The sequence below is a fragment of the Sinobaca sp. H24 genome, from assembly GCF_023845525.1.
The window spans coordinates 46,819-63,496 of the sequence record NZ_JALBWT010000020.1 but is presented as its reverse complement, the minus strand read 5'-3'; the positions used below and the strand labels follow the sequence as shown (position 1 = coordinate 63,496).

Annotated in this window: 16 protein-coding genes and 1 pseudogene; 10 read left to right on the top strand and 7 right to left on the bottom strand. The window is 44.0% G+C overall.

Annotated features, from left to right (window positions below):
- Positions 1–467 precede the first annotated feature (467 nt).
- A complete protein-coding gene (locus tag MMY81_RS21290) occupies positions 468–1,127 on the top strand; it encodes a cytochrome c oxidase assembly protein (protein WP_308215428.1) in 660 nt (219 codons plus the stop codon).
- Between the two features lie 236 nt (positions 1,128–1,363).
- Here MMY81_RS21290 and MMY81_RS21285 read toward each other — a convergent pair whose 3' ends face one another.
- Together MMY81_RS21285 and MMY81_RS21280 are read right to left on the bottom strand one after the other, a co-directional pair.
- Positions 1,364–2,026, bottom strand: coding sequence for a copper resistance D family protein (locus MMY81_RS21285; protein WP_252314437.1), 663 nt, complete (start codon positions 2,024–2,026; stop codon positions 1,364–1,366).
- Between the two features lie 436 nt (positions 2,027–2,462).
- Entirely contained in the window at positions 2,463–2,813 is a 351-nt protein-coding gene (locus MMY81_RS21280; protein WP_308215430.1) for a copper resistance CopC family protein, read from the bottom strand.
- A gap of 421 nt (positions 2,814–3,234) precedes the next feature.
- Here MMY81_RS21280 and MMY81_RS21275 point away from each other — a divergent pair, with 421 nt between their 5' ends.
- The 5 genes and pseudogenes from MMY81_RS21275 to MMY81_RS21255 all read left to right on the top strand — a co-directional run bounded on the left by MMY81_RS21275 (position 3,235) and on the right by MMY81_RS21255 (position 7,432).
- On the top strand, positions 3,235–3,519 hold the full coding sequence (locus MMY81_RS21275; RefSeq protein WP_256497982.1) for an ArsR/SmtB family transcription factor: 285 nt from the start codon (positions 3,235–3,237) through the stop codon (positions 3,517–3,519).
- Positions 3,506–5,626: pseudogene (locus MMY81_RS21270) on the top strand (heavy metal translocating P-type ATPase). The gene MMY81_RS21275 and the pseudogene MMY81_RS21270 overlap by 14 nt, the downstream one beginning before the upstream one ends.
- Positions 5,627–5,697: 71 nt before the next feature.
- Positions 5,698–6,228, top strand: coding sequence for a thiol-disulfide oxidoreductase ResA (resA, locus tag MMY81_RS21265; RefSeq protein ID WP_252314471.1), 531 nt, complete (start codon positions 5,698–5,700; stop codon positions 6,226–6,228).
- A gap of 75 nt (positions 6,229–6,303) precedes the next feature.
- Positions 6,304–7,008 (top strand): DsbA family protein, encoded by a 705-nt coding sequence (locus MMY81_RS21260; RefSeq protein ID WP_252314435.1) that lies wholly within the window; start codon positions 6,304–6,306, stop codon positions 7,006–7,008.
- A gap of 4 nt (positions 7,009–7,012) precedes the next feature.
- Positions 7,013–7,432: a disulfide oxidoreductase gene (locus MMY81_RS21255; protein WP_252314434.1), complete on the top strand. Its 420-nt coding sequence runs from the start codon at positions 7,013–7,015 to the stop codon at positions 7,430–7,432.
- Between the two features lie 217 nt (positions 7,433–7,649).
- On the opposite strand, the gene MMY81_RS21250 is transcribed toward MMY81_RS21255, so the two are convergent.
- Positions 7,650–8,588 carry a cation diffusion facilitator family transporter gene (locus MMY81_RS21250; RefSeq protein ID WP_252314433.1) on the bottom strand — a complete coding sequence of 313 codons (939 nt, stop codon included), beginning with the start codon at positions 8,586–8,588 and terminating at the stop codon, positions 7,650–7,652.
- 27 nt (positions 8,589–8,615) lie between these two features.
- Positions 8,616–8,921 (bottom strand): ArsR/SmtB family transcription factor, encoded by a 306-nt coding sequence (locus MMY81_RS21245; RefSeq protein ID WP_252314432.1) that lies wholly within the window; start codon positions 8,919–8,921, stop codon positions 8,616–8,618.
- A gap of 524 nt (positions 8,922–9,445) precedes the next feature.
- Here MMY81_RS21245 and MMY81_RS21240 point away from each other — a divergent pair.
- Positions 9,446–10,096: a hypothetical protein gene (locus tag MMY81_RS21240; protein ID WP_252314431.1), complete on the top strand. Its 651-nt coding sequence runs from the start codon at positions 9,446–9,448 to the stop codon at positions 10,094–10,096.
- Positions 10,062–11,012 (top strand): nucleotidyl transferase AbiEii/AbiGii toxin family protein, encoded by a 951-nt coding sequence (locus tag MMY81_RS21235; RefSeq protein ID WP_252314430.1) that lies wholly within the window; start codon positions 10,062–10,064, stop codon positions 11,010–11,012. Before MMY81_RS21240 ends, MMY81_RS21235 begins: the two co-directional genes overlap by 35 nt.
- Positions 11,013–11,214: 202 nt before the next feature.
- Here MMY81_RS21235 and MMY81_RS21230 read toward each other — a convergent pair whose 3' ends face one another.
- Both MMY81_RS21230 and MMY81_RS21225 read right to left on the bottom strand, forming a co-directional pair.
- Positions 11,215–11,676: an SRPBCC family protein gene (locus MMY81_RS21230; protein ID WP_252314429.1), complete on the bottom strand. Its 462-nt coding sequence runs from the start codon at positions 11,674–11,676 to the stop codon at positions 11,215–11,217.
- A gap of 240 nt (positions 11,677–11,916) precedes the next feature.
- Positions 11,917–12,192, bottom strand: a complete 276-nt coding sequence (locus tag MMY81_RS21225; protein ID WP_252314428.1) for a hypothetical protein — start codon at positions 12,190–12,192, stop codon at positions 11,917–11,919.
- A 1,224-nt stretch (positions 12,193–13,416) separates the two neighbouring features.
- Here MMY81_RS21225 and MMY81_RS21220 point away from each other — a divergent pair.
- Complete coding sequence (locus MMY81_RS21220) at positions 13,417–14,976, top strand: ISL3 family transposase (RefSeq protein WP_252314427.1); 1,560 nt, start codon at positions 13,417–13,419, stop codon at positions 14,974–14,976.
- Positions 14,977–15,055: 79 nt separating this feature from the next.
- Positions 15,056–15,301 carry a hypothetical protein gene (locus tag MMY81_RS21215; RefSeq protein WP_252314426.1) on the top strand — a complete coding sequence of 82 codons (246 nt, stop codon included), beginning with the start codon at positions 15,056–15,058 and terminating at the stop codon, positions 15,299–15,301.
- Between the two features lie 23 nt (positions 15,302–15,324).
- Here the strand turns inward: MMY81_RS21215 and MMY81_RS21210 are convergent, their stop codons facing one another.
- A complete protein-coding gene (locus tag MMY81_RS21210) occupies positions 15,325–16,389 on the bottom strand; it encodes a tyrosine-type recombinase/integrase (protein ID WP_252314425.1) in 1,065 nt (354 codons plus the stop codon).
- Positions 16,390–16,678 lie beyond the last annotated feature (289 nt).

Below are 16,678 nucleotides of genomic sequence, written 5' to 3'. Positions count from 1 at the left end.
AAAAAAGATAGAAAACTCATGACTCCTCGTGTAAGATGAAGTTATTACATAACACTACAGAAGAGGTTTCCCGAATCTATACTTAATCGTTGCTGAGTTGGCTAACTTCCATTTTTTAAATACTTCGATCTTCCTTCCCAATGGTAGTTCTGTGGAATGCCGTTTGCGGCGTATGGGATTTTCCGATCCCATGCTGCAAGAAATAGGCGATCTCTGCTCGTGATTCTCTTTTTGATACATACTTTGGCAAACGTGCCTCGATTAAATACTAGCATTTGTACATCAAATGGTGCTGAATAATATCGCTATGGCGTTTTATTATCTATTCTATCCGACCAGTTTCATATTATTGTTGATGCCCTATAGAGGAGTATTCAGCACGTTCAAAGCTAGCGCAGAGGAGGCTCAGTACTTATGATAATGATTTGGAGTGCTATTTTATTGGTTATACTGCTGTTTAGTACACGGTGGTATTTGAATGCCATGAAAAAAAGCAGAGCACCAACAGAAGGATCGAAAAAAGCGCTATTTATCTCTGGTGTTTATTACTATTCCTTGTGCAGTCCTTTCCCCTGTTAGGCGTAGGAAACACAACGTTTACAGTACATATGCTGCAGCAGACCGCGACTTATTTTCTGGTACCTATTCTCATCTTACTGGGATTAACCGATTCATTATTGAAACCCCTCTATAATCATCGGGTAGGGAGTCGATTGATTACTGTATTCACTAAACCCGGGGTCGCCCTTATTTTGTTTAATATCATATTTAGTATCTATTATGTTCCCTTCGTGTTTGAGGTTATTATTAGGCATCCCCTTTATCAGGCCGGGGCCTTTCTTTTATTATTTCCTTTGGCTTTTATGATGTGGTGGCCTGTCGTATCCCCTGCTAAAAATGGTACTACGCTGCAGCCGCTCCTCAGAATCGTCTACATCGCCGGCATCGGGGTGCTTTTGACTCCTATAGGGATTTATATTATTTTCTCAGGAGAGCTTCTTTCCAGTACTTATCTGCTTAGGGATCAACAAGTTGGGGGAGTAGCCTGGAAAATGATCACGGTAGCTATTTATATTATGATGATAGGTCATTCTCTGTCGGAAGCGGTCAAGGAAGATAAATTATAAAATGAAGATCATTAATTAAGTGAAATCAAAACAGATTCAGATTTGTTACTACTTGGAATGAATCCCCTGTCATGCTTGGCTAACAGTGGCTTTAAAAAACGTATTTAGATGATTATACATAAAAAATGCTCTTCGGTTTCTAAAACTGAAGAGCACTTTTTATGTACTTGTATTTTGGTAACAGCCCAGCAATCTCCTTGCTGAAAAGGAAAGTCGAAAAAGGACAAAGCGAACATTTAATAAAAATTGGTCATCAATCCTAGATAAGCAGAGCCTACAAAACATAAAGCCATTCCAATGGTCCATCCCCATTGCTGCTGTTTCACGGTTTTTATAAGGAGGATGAAAAAAACCAAAGCTACCACAAAAAACAAGCTATAAACAGGGTGGCCCTGCCATTCTATAGGAGAGAAACCAGAAGGGGCAGCGCCATAAAAGTAATTAAACCAGGGAGAAGTACCGGCTGACTTCATGGTTTCAGAAATATCATGCGGGGGAGAGGATTGGCCTAGTATAGAGGTAGCGGCAAATACCAAAAGGATCAAGACACTTTCAGCTTTAGCACCACCCAGGGAACGTCTTTTTTTAACTCTATGACGGGGACTCGTCATATAAAAAGCTTGGAATCCTGCTAGTACTACAATGGGTAGGACTAACAGGTGCTTGATGACCAACGCCTGACCATAGGTAAGCATCCAAGTGGACGGATAAGCTTGTAAATCGGTTGTAAGATTCATCATCCACAGGCCACTTCCGATAATCGCCAGGAGACATCCAACAGCTAACGGCGTGAACCATCGCAAAAAGGAAGGCCAATGATTTTCGCTTGTAGCAAACCAAGCAACTACCCCCAAGATCCCGGCCCATATGCTGACAAAGGTCAAATGCGAAAAATGCATCCATGTCCCAAGTTCTCCTTCCAAGGAAGCCGAGTGCCCGGCGGAACTTACGGCTCCTATCATTCCCAGCGTGAAGAAAAGAGTAACAACCGCATAACCTCGATGTTGTCTGACAGCAGGTGTAGAGATGGAAACGAGGATGTAGTAGATCAGAGAAAGAAGGACAATATTAGACCAGGCGATACCTACTTCAAATTCTCTTAATACTTACTGAAAAGTCGCGATAAATCCTACAGCATCTTGTAAAAAGAGGGTTGTTTGTATGACAGGCATCCCACTGGCTATTACTATCAAAAGAATCGCGAGCTGTACCCAGCGTTTCGAGGGCGTAAGGAGTGGCTTTTTATTTTCAGGAACAAATATGAGGATATGTACGCCCGTCAGTAGGGCGAAGCTGCTATATAATAGAAACTCTCCGAGATAATACATCATCATATTAGACCGGTCTCCTTTTTTGAAGCATGATCGCAGATAAAAACGCTATCAAAGAAAATCCACCCAATAGAAAGAGGAGGCTAGAGGGAGGATCTGCTTGCTCTGGTGGAGGAATGGAAGAGTCTTCTTCAGGTGACGTCTCGTCTTCTACGGTTTCGGAAGGTGAATCAGCGGAAGCCTTCTCATAATAAAACGTATAGGAGCCTTCAATGCCGTGGCCGTCTGCGCCGATGATGGTCCATACCACGTTATATTCGCCTTCCGGTAGGTCTGTATCTATAGTTGCATACAACGTATTCGCTTCCACTACCAGGTCATTGAGTGGCACAGGTTCTCCTGTCGAGGAAACGATCTGTACGGTACTTTGTCTCCAATATCTGTATTAAATACAAGAATGATATCGGTGGAAGAGTCGATACCGTGCCCTCCTCCGGCGTTGATTGTTCCAAGGCGGTATGACCAAACGCAGAAAGAGGGTGGCTAACAGGAGAGAAAAACAAGTCATTCCTAATAATAACACTCGATACACAAAACAAAACTCCTTAAAAAATAGGTTTCTTCTATTTAACCATACGAATAATAGGAGAAGTAAGGAAAATTGATTTTGATAGTCAACAAACATGATAATGATACAATCAAATGAAAGTTTGAATATAAGGAGATGAAGAGATGATAAAACGTTCAACGGTCAAGACACTTGTGATATCACGTGTTACGATCCTGATAAAATCGATCGAATTACGAATCAAATAGATCAGGACCGGGTGCAGAAAATGTCGATTCTTTTTAAGGGACTGGCAGAACCTAGCCGCATGACCATTATGCGGGCATTAATGATCGAAGCCGAGCTGTGCGTCTGCGATGTAGCATCCTTACTTCAAGCCCCCGTGGCCAATGCTTCTCATCACTTACGTTCCCTCCACCGCATAGGCTTGGTAAAACATCGTAAAGATGGAAAACTCGTATGGTATTCCTTGGATGACGAACATGTACGGTCCATTCTACAATTGGCCATGGTTCATGAGGAAGAAACGGAGGCCCCGCATGTCCAAGCCTGAACAAAAACAGGTGTATCGTATTCAGGGCTTCACCTGAGCAGGTTGTGCGAAAACGTTCCAAGAGAACGTGTTGCGCCTGGATGGCGTAGAAGACGCTAATGTACAGTTTGCCGCATCAAAAGTCATTGTAACAGGAGAAACCACGGTCCAGGCGTTAGAAAAAGCCGGTTCGTTTGAGAATTTAAAAATTGTGCCGGAAAATCAGGCGTTCGAAGAGAACACGGACTCGTTTTGGAAAAAGCATTCTTCGGTTCTGTTGGCTCTTATGTTTCTCCTGGTGGCCGGGCTTGTTCATGGATACACCGGAGAAGAGTCGCTTCTGACGATTGGTTTGTACCTCACTTCTATTCTTGTAGGGGGCATGTCTTTTTTATAACCGGAATAAAGAATCTGATGCGACTTACGTTTGATATGAAAACGCTCATGACGATAGCGGTTATTGGAGCCGTTTTAATCGGGGAATGGGTGGAAGGGGCGATTGTGGTGATTTTATTCGCCATTAGTGAAGCGCTCGAACGCTATTCGATGGATAAAGCCCGGCATTCGATTCGCTCCCTGATGGACCTCAGCCCTAAAGAAGCACGAATCCGTCGTCATGGTCAGGAAAGAACCGTCCCGGTTCAAGACGTGGAAATCGGAGATATTCTCGTGGTTAAACCAGGGCAGAGTATCGCGATGGATGGGGAGGTCGTTAAAGGGTCCTCCACCGTCAACCAGGCCACGATCACCGGTGAATCCATGCCGGTGGAAAAGAAAAAGCCCGATACGGTGTTCGCCGGTACATTAAACGAGGAAGGGCTGCTAGAAATCTATGTAACGAAACGAGCAGAAGATACGACCATGGCTAAAATTATTCATTTGGTCGAGGAAGCCCAGGAAAAAAGAGCTCCTTCTCAAGCCTTTGTCGATCGTTTTGCGACGTATTATACCCCGGTGATTATGGTCATCGCTTTATTGGTTGCGTCGGTTCCCCTCTGTTTTTTCAAGCAACATGGGAGACCTGGATCTATCAAGGATTAGCCGTATTGGTTGTAGGATGTCCCTGCGCGTTGGTGATATCGACCCCCGTTTCGGTCGTTACCGCGATTGGTACGGCGGCCCGGCATGGCGTATTGATCAAAGGGGGTTCCTATTTGGAGGCGGCAGGAAGCCTTCGAGCGATTGCTTTTGATAAAACAGGGACGCTGACGCAGGGGAAACCGGAGGTGGTTGCTCTTTTTGTTCCGGAAACGTTTGGGAATAAACAAGAAGTGATAGCGATAGCGGCGGCCTTAGAAAACGGATCCCAGCATCCGTTAGCAGCAGCCATTATCGATCAAGCAATCCAAGAACAGATCCCTTTTTCCGACAAAGTAGTGGACGATTTTCAATCTATGACGGGGCGAGGCGTGAAAGGATCTATCGAGGGAACCCCCTATTATATAGGAAGCCCCGCTTTATTTCGTGAGATAGCTCCGGACTGGTGGGGGTCAAAAGAAGAGGAACAACTGAAACAGTTACAACAAAAGGGAAACACCGTTCTTCTTCTAGGAACCAAGCAAGCGCTTCTCGGCATTTTTCTCTGGCCGATGCCGTTCGGGACACAAGTGCCGGCATGATTCAAGCGTTGCATCAGTTAGGCATCAAAGAAACGATTATGCTGACGGGCGACAATCCGGAAACGGCCCAGGCTATTGGCCGGCAGATGGGTGTGTCTTCGATCCAGGCGAACTTAATGCCGGAAGATAAAGTCACCTTTATCCGAAAAATGACCGCCAGTCATCACAAAGTGGCGATGGTAGGAGATGGCGTCAACGATGCCCCGGCTATGGCCAGCAGTACCGTCGGTATCGCTATGGGAGGAGCCGGGACGGATACGGCTTTAGAAACCGCAGACATTGCCCTAATGGGAGATGATTTAACGAAGCTTCCCTTTACGATGAAACTAAGCCGGCGGGCTTTAACGATCATTAAGCAGAATATTGGCTTTTCGCTGGGATTAAAAGCGGTCGCTTTATTGTTGGTGATTCCAGGATGGCTTACGCTATGGATGGCCATTTTTGCGGATATGGGCGCGACTCTTTTGGTCACGCTCAATGCGCTTCGTTTACTGCACGCGAAAAAATAAAGAGCATAGAGGACAGCCATTGGCTGGTCCTCTCGTTCTTTCTACATAGGAAAGGGAGATTTCGGATGAGCATGACCAAAAAGAGAAAAAGATGGTTTTTCCGAGCGTCGTTATTAAGTACCATAGCCATGGTCCTGGGGTATGTGTTCTATACGAATGTGACAGGAAATGAGTATGTGGCCATACAGGAGGGGAGCACGGCTCCCAACTTTCAGTTAGAGACGTTAGAAGGGAAAACGGTTGAATTAGAAGATTACCGAGGGCAGGGAGTATTTTTAAATTTTTGGGGCACCTACTGTCCGCCCTGTGAAGAAGAGATGCCTTACATGGATAATCAATATCAAGTGTTCAAAGATCGAGGCGTGGAAATATTAGCAGTTGACGTGGGGGAATCCAACTTAGCGGTGGAACGTTTTGTCACTCGACATAACTTGTCCTATCCGATTTTAATGGACCGAGAACAAGACGTGCTGGATCTATATGGTATTGGTCCTTTACCGACTACGCTTCTTATTGATCAAGAGGGGACCGTGGTGCATATTAACACAGGGGGGATGACGGAAGAAACGATTCAACAATATATGGAACGAATTGAACCGTAAGCATAAGAAAGAATAGATAGGAACTTATCAGGTAGTGTATGCTTCACAAGAGATACGAAATGGGTTGCACAATTAATGAAAGGTGGTCCTATTCAACATGACACAACTATTTTCCATGAAAAAACTGGTACTTCTAACCATTGGTATCATCCTTATCGTGACAGCGGTCATTCTTTCTATCCGTCGTCCACGCCATCTGCGGAGATGGGAACGTCGTATAATGCGGCTCCTTCTGCAGCCAATCAGCCTACGAAAGGGGAGGCTGATGCCCCGGTTACGATTACAGAATTCGGAGACTATAAGTGTCCATCCTGTAAAGCATGGGATGAAGAAATTTTCCCGCAGTTAGAACAAGAGTTTATCGAAGAAGGCGACGCTCAATTTGTGTTTATCAATACCCCTTTTCACGGAGAAGAGTCGGAGTTGGCCGCGTTAGCGAGTGAATCCGTATGGGAGCATGAACCGGACGCTTTTTGGTCTTTTCATGAGGAACTATTTCAGCAGCAGCCCGAGGTTCAATCCCATGATGATCCATGGGTAACGCCGGAAAAGCTGGTGGAAGTAGCTGAAACGAATGACGTGCCGATCGATGAAGAGAGATTAGCGAACGATATTAACCAGCAGACCTATGTGAACCGGGTTCAAGAAGACATCGCTATGGTAGAAGACTATGAGGTAGAAGTTACGCCTACCATTATGGTCGGAAACGTCAAAGTAGACGATCCGTTTGATTACGAAGCCATCAAAGAACTCGTGGAACAACAACGAGAGGAAGCATAGGCTCATGACATTAACCAAACGATCAACCCTTTGGGTGTATGCCGCGTGGCTTGTTTCTATCGCGGCTGTGGGAGGAAGTCTTTACTTTAGCCAGGTGCAGGGGTTTGTCCCTTGCGACCTATGCTGGTATCAGCGCATTGCCATGTATCCATTGCCTATCATGTTAGGGATCGCTGCGTATCACAGCGATTATGGGATTAGAAAGTATGTTTTGCCTTTGGCAGGCATCGGCGGAAGTATTTCCCTGTATCACTACGGGATACAGAAATTTCCACAATGGGCTCCGGCTCCTCCCTGTGCCTCTGGTGTCCCTTGTAACATGCAGTATATTAATTGGGGCGGATTTGTCACGATCCCTTTTCTTGCGTTAACGGCCTTTGTACTTATTATCATTTTTCTTCTTTTAGCTAATAAGCATGAATAAGCAGCCTATATGCCTTTAAAAACGAAGCGTGTTTTTCGTAAGACGTAAGAAAAAAAGAAGCAGAGACTTATCAAGGGCCGGAAAAGCTTTTTCTGTTTCCTTTGTGAAGGTTCTGTTTTCTTCTTATGGAAAGTACTAATTTTCTTTTCATGTATAAAAAAAAGCATGGCCTCACAATGAGGGACCATGCTTTTTTTATAAGGATTCTATTGTATATTTAATGGGCATGAGGTTCATGGGCAGCTCCCGTGCTATCTATAGCGCATAATAATTGTTCTTCATGAGGGTGTTCCGTTGTTTCTAATTGAATGGTGGCATGATGAATACCAAGAGGCTGGAGAGCAGTTTCTATCTCACGCAGTATCTTCTGCCCTTCTTGAATGGAATATTGGCCTTCAATAACGGCGTGACAAGAAAGTATAATCTGTTCACTTGTAATATTCCATACGTGTAAATCATGAATCGACTGCACTTCCGTATGGCTGGTTATCACTTCTGTTATTTTTTCGAGTTTGATATTTTTAGGGGTGCCTTCCATTAGAACATGAATACTCTCTCGTACCACACGACCACCGCTTATCGTAATCAAAACAGCTACAAGAACACTTGCTAATGGGTCCGCCCATCCCCAATCAAAAAAAAGAATGAGAAGTCCGGCCACGATAGCTCCCACGGAGCCTAATAAATCTCCAATGACGTGTAAGAAGGCGGCACGTAAATTCAGGTTTTCTTTTGTATCTCCCCGCGACATTAACATCCAGGCGACAAGAATATTGACCAATAGCCCGACAATTCCAATGAGCAGCATCCCAACGGAAGCTACTTCGGGGGGATCGATAAAACGTTGAGACGCTTCATAAAAAATATATAACGCAATAACGATTAATGTTATTCCATTAAACAATGCAGCTAAAATTTCAAAACGTTTATACCCAAATGTTTTACTTTGACTAACAGCCCTCTCTCCTACTATAAAAGCAATCAGTCCTACGCCAAGAGAGACCGAATCACTTAACATGTGGCCGGCGTCCGATAGCAAAGCCAAACTATTGGTCCAAAATCCACCGATGGCTTCCACAATCATATAAACCGTCGTGATGATAAACGCTATCATTAAAGCTTTTTTGTTTGCTCCGTGACTATGATCGTGACTCATAGTATCTCCTTTCTGACTCCGGATTTTTTAATGCTGGGCATGTTCAATCATTTCATTAAGCACATGCATGACGTGCTTATCATCCTGGGAATAATACAGACTTTGACCCTCTCTACGATATTTGACTAATCGTAGATTTTTCAAAAAAATAAGTTGGTGTGACACAGAAGATTGTTTAAGCCCCAACTGTTCCGCTATGTCATTAACCGAATACTCGGCATGCGATAAAAGATGTAAGATACGAATACGATTAGGATGAGACAACGCTTTGAAGGTTTGGGAAACCATAAATAAGGTTTCTTCATCTAATGACTTGTGATCGTATGAATCCATACAAGAAACTCCTTTCTAGTAGCCATTCAGGTTATTTATAACAATATATTAACATATGTTAATATATTGTTCAATTTTTATTTTTACTGTTCAAAAGCTTGTGTAGAATCGCCCATAGCCGGACCTTCCGTATTTCTTGGCTAACCTTGGATAGCCCAAAAGGCCAGCCAAATACTCGGTGACCAGGTTCCGTTTGAATTCTTCGCTATATTTTGCCATGAAAAACATCCCCAAAGTGAGTTTTTTATTCTAACTTTAGGGATCACTACCTTATTGTCTGACCCATATAGCTGGATGGTTTTGCTAGATGTTTTGTCGTTTCTACGACTGCTGTTCCCCACTATGTTTAGGAACTTTTGGATGGTCTCTTTGCAGCTCCTGTTTTGATGTCCCCATTCGAATAACTGCGATAGGATCATAGTTCACGCTAAGAGGTTACTTCTACTTTTAATAAAGATCATATGTAACGTTTATGGAAAATAAATAATGAAAAGTGTTACAATAAATAGAGGAGGGGAAGGCGAATGAGGTTTTATCAATTTTTATTAGACACCTACGGATACGATGAACCGATCTTCACCGATCAGGTCAAAGAGGATCTGCCCATGAATCCGAACACCCTGCGGCAGCAATTCAAGCGTCTGGCGGATAAGGGGCTGGTGGAAAAGGTCCAAAATGGGCTCTATTTTATTCCCAAGAAAAGACCGTTGTTCGGGACACCGGTCTTAAGTGTGGAACGAATGATCGAACGGAAATTTATCAAACCAAAAGACAAGGTAGAGGGCTATATCGTAGGAACCAATTTTGCGAACAGGCTCGGCTTAACGTCCCAAACGGCAGCTATTGCGACGATCGCTACCAATCAGACGTCGTCGGTGCAACGGGAAGTGACCTTCTATACCAACAAAGTGATCGTGAAAAAGCCGAGAGTACGGATCACGAATGAAAATTATAAGCTGCTTCAGGTACTCGACCTGCTAAATGACTACGAGCGATACAGTGAAAAGTCCCTTTCCGAGGGCATATCCCAACTAGTAGCCTATTTGGATGGGGTTTCGTTCGAGGAAGAGACATTGAAAACGTACATGGATGCCTATCCAGTTAAAACAAAACTAAAAGTATATGAATCGGGGTTATTTGATGCGATTACACGAAGACAAGGAGCTGTTCAATAGCCTTATCCAGTCCGCAGCCGTGGCTTTCGGTTTAAGAGACTTCCAGGTAGAGAAAGATTATTATGTCTCCCTGCTGCTTAAACAGTTAGTAGAGAGGAGGCCTTCGATTGTGTTTAAAGGAGGCACCTCTCTATCGAAATGCTATGAGGTCATCAAGCGCTTTTCCGAGGATCTGGATGTCAGTGTCCCAGTAGAAGAAGGAACGACGAAACTCTCCAGAGGCCAAAAGAAGCAACTGAAAACCGATATTGTGGAGGTCATCGATCAATTGGGCTTTGACTTGCTAAATGCGGAAGAGATCCGATCGGGACGCGAGTTTAATGAATACAAAATCGCTTATGACAAACACTTTGTTGGAGATGCGCAAATGAGCCCGCATATCCTGGTGGAAACAAATGTGGCCTTTAAGCCCTTTCCCTTTGAACAGCGACCCGTTAGCAATTACATTACTCAATTTGTCATGGGAGCTGCTGGAGAAGAGGCGGAAAAGGAGAGTTTCTTCAAAGAGTACGACATGGCTCCATTTCTGACTAATGTGCAGTCCATTGATCGAACGTTTTTGGACAAGGTGTTTGCTATCTGTGATTATTATGAAAAAGAGGAAAGTACACGCTATTCTCGTCATTTATATGACCTACATAAGATTTGGCAAAGCAGCTATTTGGACATTTCTACGTTAGAGATGATCTTGCCAGAGGTGATTGCGATTCGCCAAGAGGGGAAAGATACGGTATCCAGTCAACCGGGATATGCGTTAACCGAAAACTTGCAGCACATCATTGCTACGTCATTCTACAAGCAAGATTACCATCGAAACACCAAAACATTTTTGGCTGAAGATGTGTCGTACGAAGAGACCATCAACAGTCTGGAAGCTATTATACAAAAAGGGTTTTTACCGAAAAGAATAGAATAAATCCTTTTAGGTTCTTCATCTTTTATTTCATCTTGTTCCTCTTTAACAGAAGATAGAGGGAGAAGCAAAGGGGGTTAAGGAGAGAACGAATAACGAACGAGGAATAGGGATAAGAGACAAGGTGAAGGATAAAACAGTACTGTTTCTAATCATTTGTTAAAGTATGAAGGCACGGGATTCTTCTTTTTTTGCTTAGAAGAAGCTACAGTTTTTTCTCTTTCACGAGTTCTCTGATCGTGGCTAAGGTCGTTTCTACAGCCGCCGTATAACTCTTTTCCATGTTTTGGGCATAGGCTTGTTCCGTTCTTTTATCTTCATTAGGCATTTCAAATGTAAAGGTGAAACGAACCGCCAAACGACCTTGGCTATCTTCCAGAATTTCGTTTTTAATGAGCCCTTGGGTAGGACCGTCCAACGGCTCGAAAACCACCATGTGTTGGGGGAAAAACGTCACTCGCTCCCGACTCTTATTGCCTTTCACTTCCACTTCCCGTAGTAAAAAGCGGTCGCCGCGCTCCAATACGTGACACATCGTCATGACCTCCACAAAACGTGTCGCGTCTTCGGCCTTCATGACCAGCCCTTCCCATACGTGCTCCCTGGTTAACACTGGTTCTTGCGTGGTAGCAGAATTGACAAATACACTTTTAGAAATCGTAAACATACTAGGTCTCCTTTTTTTCAATTAGAATCATTTTCGTTTTAATACGTACTTATTTCCGTATTCCTAAGGGTATAAAACTTGAAATTCATAAAAATTAAGTATTTGTCGTCTTGGTACTGGGGCTGTCTGTTATACCCGAATCAATAATAGGTTTTTTGATTATTTTCACATTTGAAAACATATTAGTTCCAGAACAAGCGCTTACCGATCCTGATGATTGGCAAGCGCTTTAGATGTTTTTTATATGTAAGACGACGTATCGTGTGCTATGTTCGTTTTCGTAGTATTCGTTTTTCGAACATAAGAACTGTTCCATTGTTTTTGCAAAGACTCGTTTTCAGAAACCAACGTGATAATAACTTCCCTGGATCGAAAGGCGTTCATTTCTTCCATCAATGCATCCACGTTGTCAAAAGTTTGTTCGGGTGTTTGACCGATGATGGCGGCAATGTCTTGAGCGGTCCCTACCAAAAGTTCATTTTTGTCCTTTGCATAGGTGAATGTAAAGGCACTCATATTATTTATTACTCCCTTCCTCTTATTAGTCCCTATATATGTTTCTTTGGTCATTTTTTAGGAGTGAAAGAAACACAGTATAAAGTCAGGTATCGATGAGTGCTTTTTCAAAATGATCTAGTGTTATATTGCTTTTTATATAATATCAAATATGAGTGTGACTGCCAAATAACATGGATTTAGATGTGTAGGATGTGTGATAAGGGAGAGGAGAGGCAGGTTGTTATTTATAGAGGTTGAGCAAATTAATAAAAAACCACGCTTCTATAAACGAGCTCTTCTTATCAATAGTGTCTTTGTTTCGTTTTTTCGGTAACCAATAGAGAAAAGGCAGGTACTAGCAATTCTGTCTCTATCTAGGTATCTACTACAATAATCATAGGGTCAGAGATGATGGTGTGCAATAAAAGCGAGGTTTCCCTTATTTCGCTGTCTACCTTTTTTCGATAGCTAGATGCTTCGACCATCTTATATTCGTAAGGAATACGAAAGAGAGAAAGTCGTTCTATGTCACGCTGCATCAATTCGAGTTCTTGTCGTTCTATAAATTCCAATGAAATAGCTATGATGAACACGTCCTTTACTATCATTAGATTCCTTTACCTTTTTTGAACACAAGTAAACGTCTTTAGTAGAAGTGTTACTCTTTCATGGATGCCAAGTCACACTATGGAGAAAAGTTTAGGATCCTTTTTTAATGTACAATTCTCCAATAGGCGATAGTATCTAACCTTTTGTTTTATGATTACTACCTTATTAATTTAACTACCTATGCAGAAGATCCAGAGAACGATGTAATGTGCATTATCAATATAGAATTTTTACGTCCTATAATAGCTTTTTTAGAGAGGGATGGGTGTATTGTAGTCTGTATAGGAAAGATGAATCAATTAAAACGAAAACAAAAAAGGCGTGTTTGTTCGGCGAAATTGATATGTACTAAAAACAAAAGGATTAAAAGGAGCAGAAAAGGGAACGATAAAGATATCTTCGTTTTCTTCTTCAGCTTCTTCTTCTATAGAGAAGGATAAGACTGTTCTATAAAAGCCAGCAGCCAATTCCTCGGTTGCTGGCTTTTATACGTTGACGTTTTCTATAATAAGTTTTAATTGGACCAACTTCTTTCTTTATGTCAGAGCCGGTGATAAAATGGTTCTCCCGATCTTTTGGTGAAGATGTTTTCGGGGAATAGAAATAGTATCACGAGGAAGAGGAGGCGGTTGGATGAACGTGTCCTGCTTATATCCTGGTTGGGACTGTTTACATGTTGGTCTGTCGTTGAACCAAATGAATGTCTACCTCCAAAGGCCGAGCCTTGACGGTGTCTGCCCGTCTTGCAGCCATTCATCGGAACGCATACACAGCTATTATTGGCGAACCCTAACTGATACGCCCATGGGCGAGCGTGCGGTGATTCTTCACCTTCGGTGCCGAAAATTCTTTTGCCGTCAGCAGGCTTGCAGCCAGCGTATATTTACGGAACGGCATCCGGCCTGGTGTCACCCGTACGCCCGAAAAACCAACCGACTTCGATCTTTCCTCACCAAACTGGCTTTTTCCCTGGCTGCCGAAGCCGCCAGCCGGTTGGCTCCTTTTTATGGCGTTCGAGTAAGTGCAGATACCTTTTTAGCTTTGGTACGAAGCGAGCCCCTTCGTGCCTTTCAGGCTCCTACTGTGATTGGCCTGGATGATTGGGCGATGAAGAAAGGGCACCAGTATGGCACCCTTATTTGTGATTTGGAAACCAAAAGACCGATCGGTCTTTTTGCCGGACGAACGACGGAAGCCGTGAAAGCATGGCTAGCTCCTTATCCTTCGATTCGCATGGTCACCAGGGATGGCTCCCGGGAATACGCCAAAGCCATTACGGAAGCTCGTCCCGATGCCCTTCAAATCACGGACCGGTGGCACCTTTTTCATCATGTGAGCCGGTCGATCGATCACTGGCTGAAACGAGTCTTTCCCGGAAAGGGGACGATTTCGGTCTTGATCGCTTCCTCCACATCCACAGCCAGCGACCCAACCTCGCGCCCGTTGACCGAAAAGGAAGAACAAAAATGGCAGGTGATCCAACAGGTGCAGGCCCAGCACCGCCAGGGCATTTCGATCTCCCGCATCAGCCGGGAATTGTCTCTGGATCGAAAGACGGTCCGGAAATACTGTTCGCTCCGGACTCCTATGAGCCACGCACGCCACCGCTCCCATAGCGTGGAACCGTATCGATCGGTCATCCTTCCCTTAGTCAAGAAGGGAGTTTCTGCCACCCATATTTTCACGGTCATTCAAGCCCTAGGCTATCAAAAATCCTTCTCGACCTTAAAGGATTTTCTCGCTCGTGTACGCGCTAGTCCGGCCGGCCACACCTCTCCCCATGTGTTTCCTCTGTCGCGAAACCGTCTCCATACGTATCTTTGGTCCCCCTCAGCGCTTTCGTCGCAGGAAGCAGCTGCCGTCAACGTATTGGAGGACCAACATCCTTCCCTCCGAGAAGTGAAAGTTCTGGTGGAGACCTTTCAGCAGCGAATGCAGCATCGCACCGACTGGCCGTCCTTTGAAGCCTGGGTCCAGCAGGCGGCTCAAAGCTCTATTCCCGAAATGCAAAACGTCAGCACCTACTTGATTTCGGACTGGAAGGCCGTGGCCAATGCCTATCATTTCCCCTGGAGTAATGGGCTGGTGGAAGGTCATGTGAACCGTATTAAAGTGATAAAACGACAAATGTATGGTCGGGCCAACGTCGATCTGTTGCGTCAGAAAGTCCTCTATACCTGGCCGAAGGTATAGCGAAAAAATAATCTTTGACCTTACATATGCTCATGTTTTCCTTCACCAAAAGATCGGGAGAACCAGAAATAGACCGGCCTTGACATTAAAGCTTGTAGAAAAAGCAGAAGAATTAGAAACTAGTTTGGAAGAAGTAAGTACAATAAAAATGTATGAAGTTATCTACTTTTTATATACGTACAATAGTTCCCTAAAAAAAGAATTTCGTTTTTTGTATAAATTTCATTATTATTTAACAAAAAAAGAAAAAGAGGATAACCCTTCATGGGGAGATTTCATAGCTCAAATGGATGAACTTTATAAATCACAAATAGAAACATTTTGAAAAGTTTATTATTAGTTCATTTATTATATAAAGTTATTATGTTTGATTTTTAATCCCGCATGCTCCGCGTAGTTCCGGCGCCGCAACAAGTACCGCTCCGTCGTGCGAATCGACTTATGGCCCAACAAGTCCCGAACCGATGCCAGGTCGGCGCCGTGTTCCAACATGTAATGCGTCGTGTAGTGCCGGCACGTGTGCGGGGTGATCGGATCACGTCGGTGCTGCACAAACGGAAAGGGTGCCGTGGCCATCAATTTGCTGAAGCGATCGCCCAGATAGTTGACGTGATAATGGCCACCCTTTCGTTTCGGAAACAGGGCGGTGTCGCCGCTAAAGTCGCTGATCGGCTGCTGACGATCGGCCCGAAAGCTTTTCAAAATAGCCAGCACGTCGGGGAAGACGAAAATCGGCCGGCGTTTGTCGCCTTTGCCCGTCACTTCCAGGAAAAACGCCTGCTCGGGCGAGCGCCAGGTGAGATCTTTCCATTTCGCCGTGGCCAGTTCTTCAATCCGCATCCCGGTACTCGACAACAGCGCCAACAGGGTATACGCGAATAAATCTTTCTCCCGGAAGTAGCCCAAGAGCTGCTGCACTTCGTGTTCATGCAGGTCCCGATCCACGACTTCCTGAGATGGTTGCGCGACCGGGACCATTTTCGTCGTTAAATCAGTCGCAAGCATGCTTTCCCGGTATAAAAACCGCAAAAACTGCTTGATCACCGTGCTGTGACGCGCCAGGGTGGAGGCTTTATAGCCCTTGTCCCGTTCGAGATGCAGCTGATACGCATACACACGCTGGGAGGTAATGCTTCTCAATCCTCCATAGGTTTGGACATACTGCACAAACGGTCGTAACGTCTCCAAGTATTTTCGTTTCGTTCGGTCGGTGCGACGGGTTCGCAGCGTCGTGTGTCGGTGCACGTATATATATAGAAGAAACTCGTCCGGAATCGTCTCCCACTCGACCCCTTCGAACCCGTCCGAAGAAATTTGTCGATAGAGTTCTTCCTGGATAAACGAGGTGGGCTCGTCGAGCGACAAGATGATAGATGACGCATTCGATGAAGCAAGTAAGGAGGGTTTCATCATGATTCCTCTTTTCTTATAATTTCACAAACCAAATTATTTAAATAAATTAAATACACAGTCAGGATATTGCTCGATGGAAAAGAACTCCCATTTGTTCATTTTATCGTTAAACCTAAGGAAATACAACATTTCCTTAGGTTTTTATTAAGGGTATTTTTGTTCTGTCAAAAAGACAAACGTCTCTTTCCTTTTATGGAGAATTTATGTTTTTCAACTATGTATGGTACATGAAATTTTATATGCTGGTTATCCTTACACGCACTGTCTTGTTCTTCCAATATTTCCTTGG

Coding starts and splice junctions, on each gene's coding strand:
- MMY81_RS21285 (WP_252314437.1), bottom strand. CDS start 2,026: ATGCATTTTTCGCATTTGACCTTTGTCAGCATATGGGCCGGGATCTTG.
- MMY81_RS21275 (WP_256497982.1), top strand. CDS start 3,235: ATGTCGATTCTTTTTAAGGGACTGGCAGAACCTAGCCGCATGACCATT.
- resA (WP_252314471.1), top strand. CDS start 5,698: ATGACCAAAAAGAGAAAAAGATGGTTTTTCCGAGCGTCGTTATTAAGT.
- MMY81_RS21260 (WP_252314435.1), top strand. CDS start 6,304: ATGAAAGGTGGTCCTATTCAACATGACACAACTATTTTCCATGAAAAA.
- MMY81_RS21255 (WP_252314434.1), top strand. CDS start 7,013: ATGACATTAACCAAACGATCAACCCTTTGGGTGTATGCCGCGTGGCTT.
- MMY81_RS21250 (WP_252314433.1), bottom strand. CDS start 8,588: ATGAGTCACGATCATAGTCACGGAGCAAACAAAAAAGCTTTAATGATA.
- MMY81_RS21245 (WP_252314432.1), bottom strand. CDS start 8,921: ATGGATTCATACGATCACAAGTCATTAGATGAAGAAACCTTATTTATG.
- MMY81_RS21240 (WP_252314431.1), top strand. CDS start 9,446: ATGAGGTTTTATCAATTTTTATTAGACACCTACGGATACGATGAACCG.
- MMY81_RS21235 (WP_252314430.1), top strand. CDS start 10,062: ATGCGATTACACGAAGACAAGGAGCTGTTCAATAGCCTTATCCAGTCC.
- MMY81_RS21230 (WP_252314429.1), bottom strand. CDS start 11,676: ATGTTTACGATTTCTAAAAGTGTATTTGTCAATTCTGCTACCACGCAA.
- MMY81_RS21225 (WP_252314428.1), bottom strand. CDS start 12,192: ATGAGTGCCTTTACATTCACCTATGCAAAGGACAAAAATGAACTTTTG.
- MMY81_RS21220 (WP_252314427.1), top strand. CDS start 13,417: ATGAACGTGTCCTGCTTATATCCTGGTTGGGACTGTTTACATGTTGGT.
- MMY81_RS21210 (WP_252314425.1), bottom strand. CDS start 16,389: ATGATGAAACCCTCCTTACTTGCTTCATCGAATGCGTCATCTATCATC.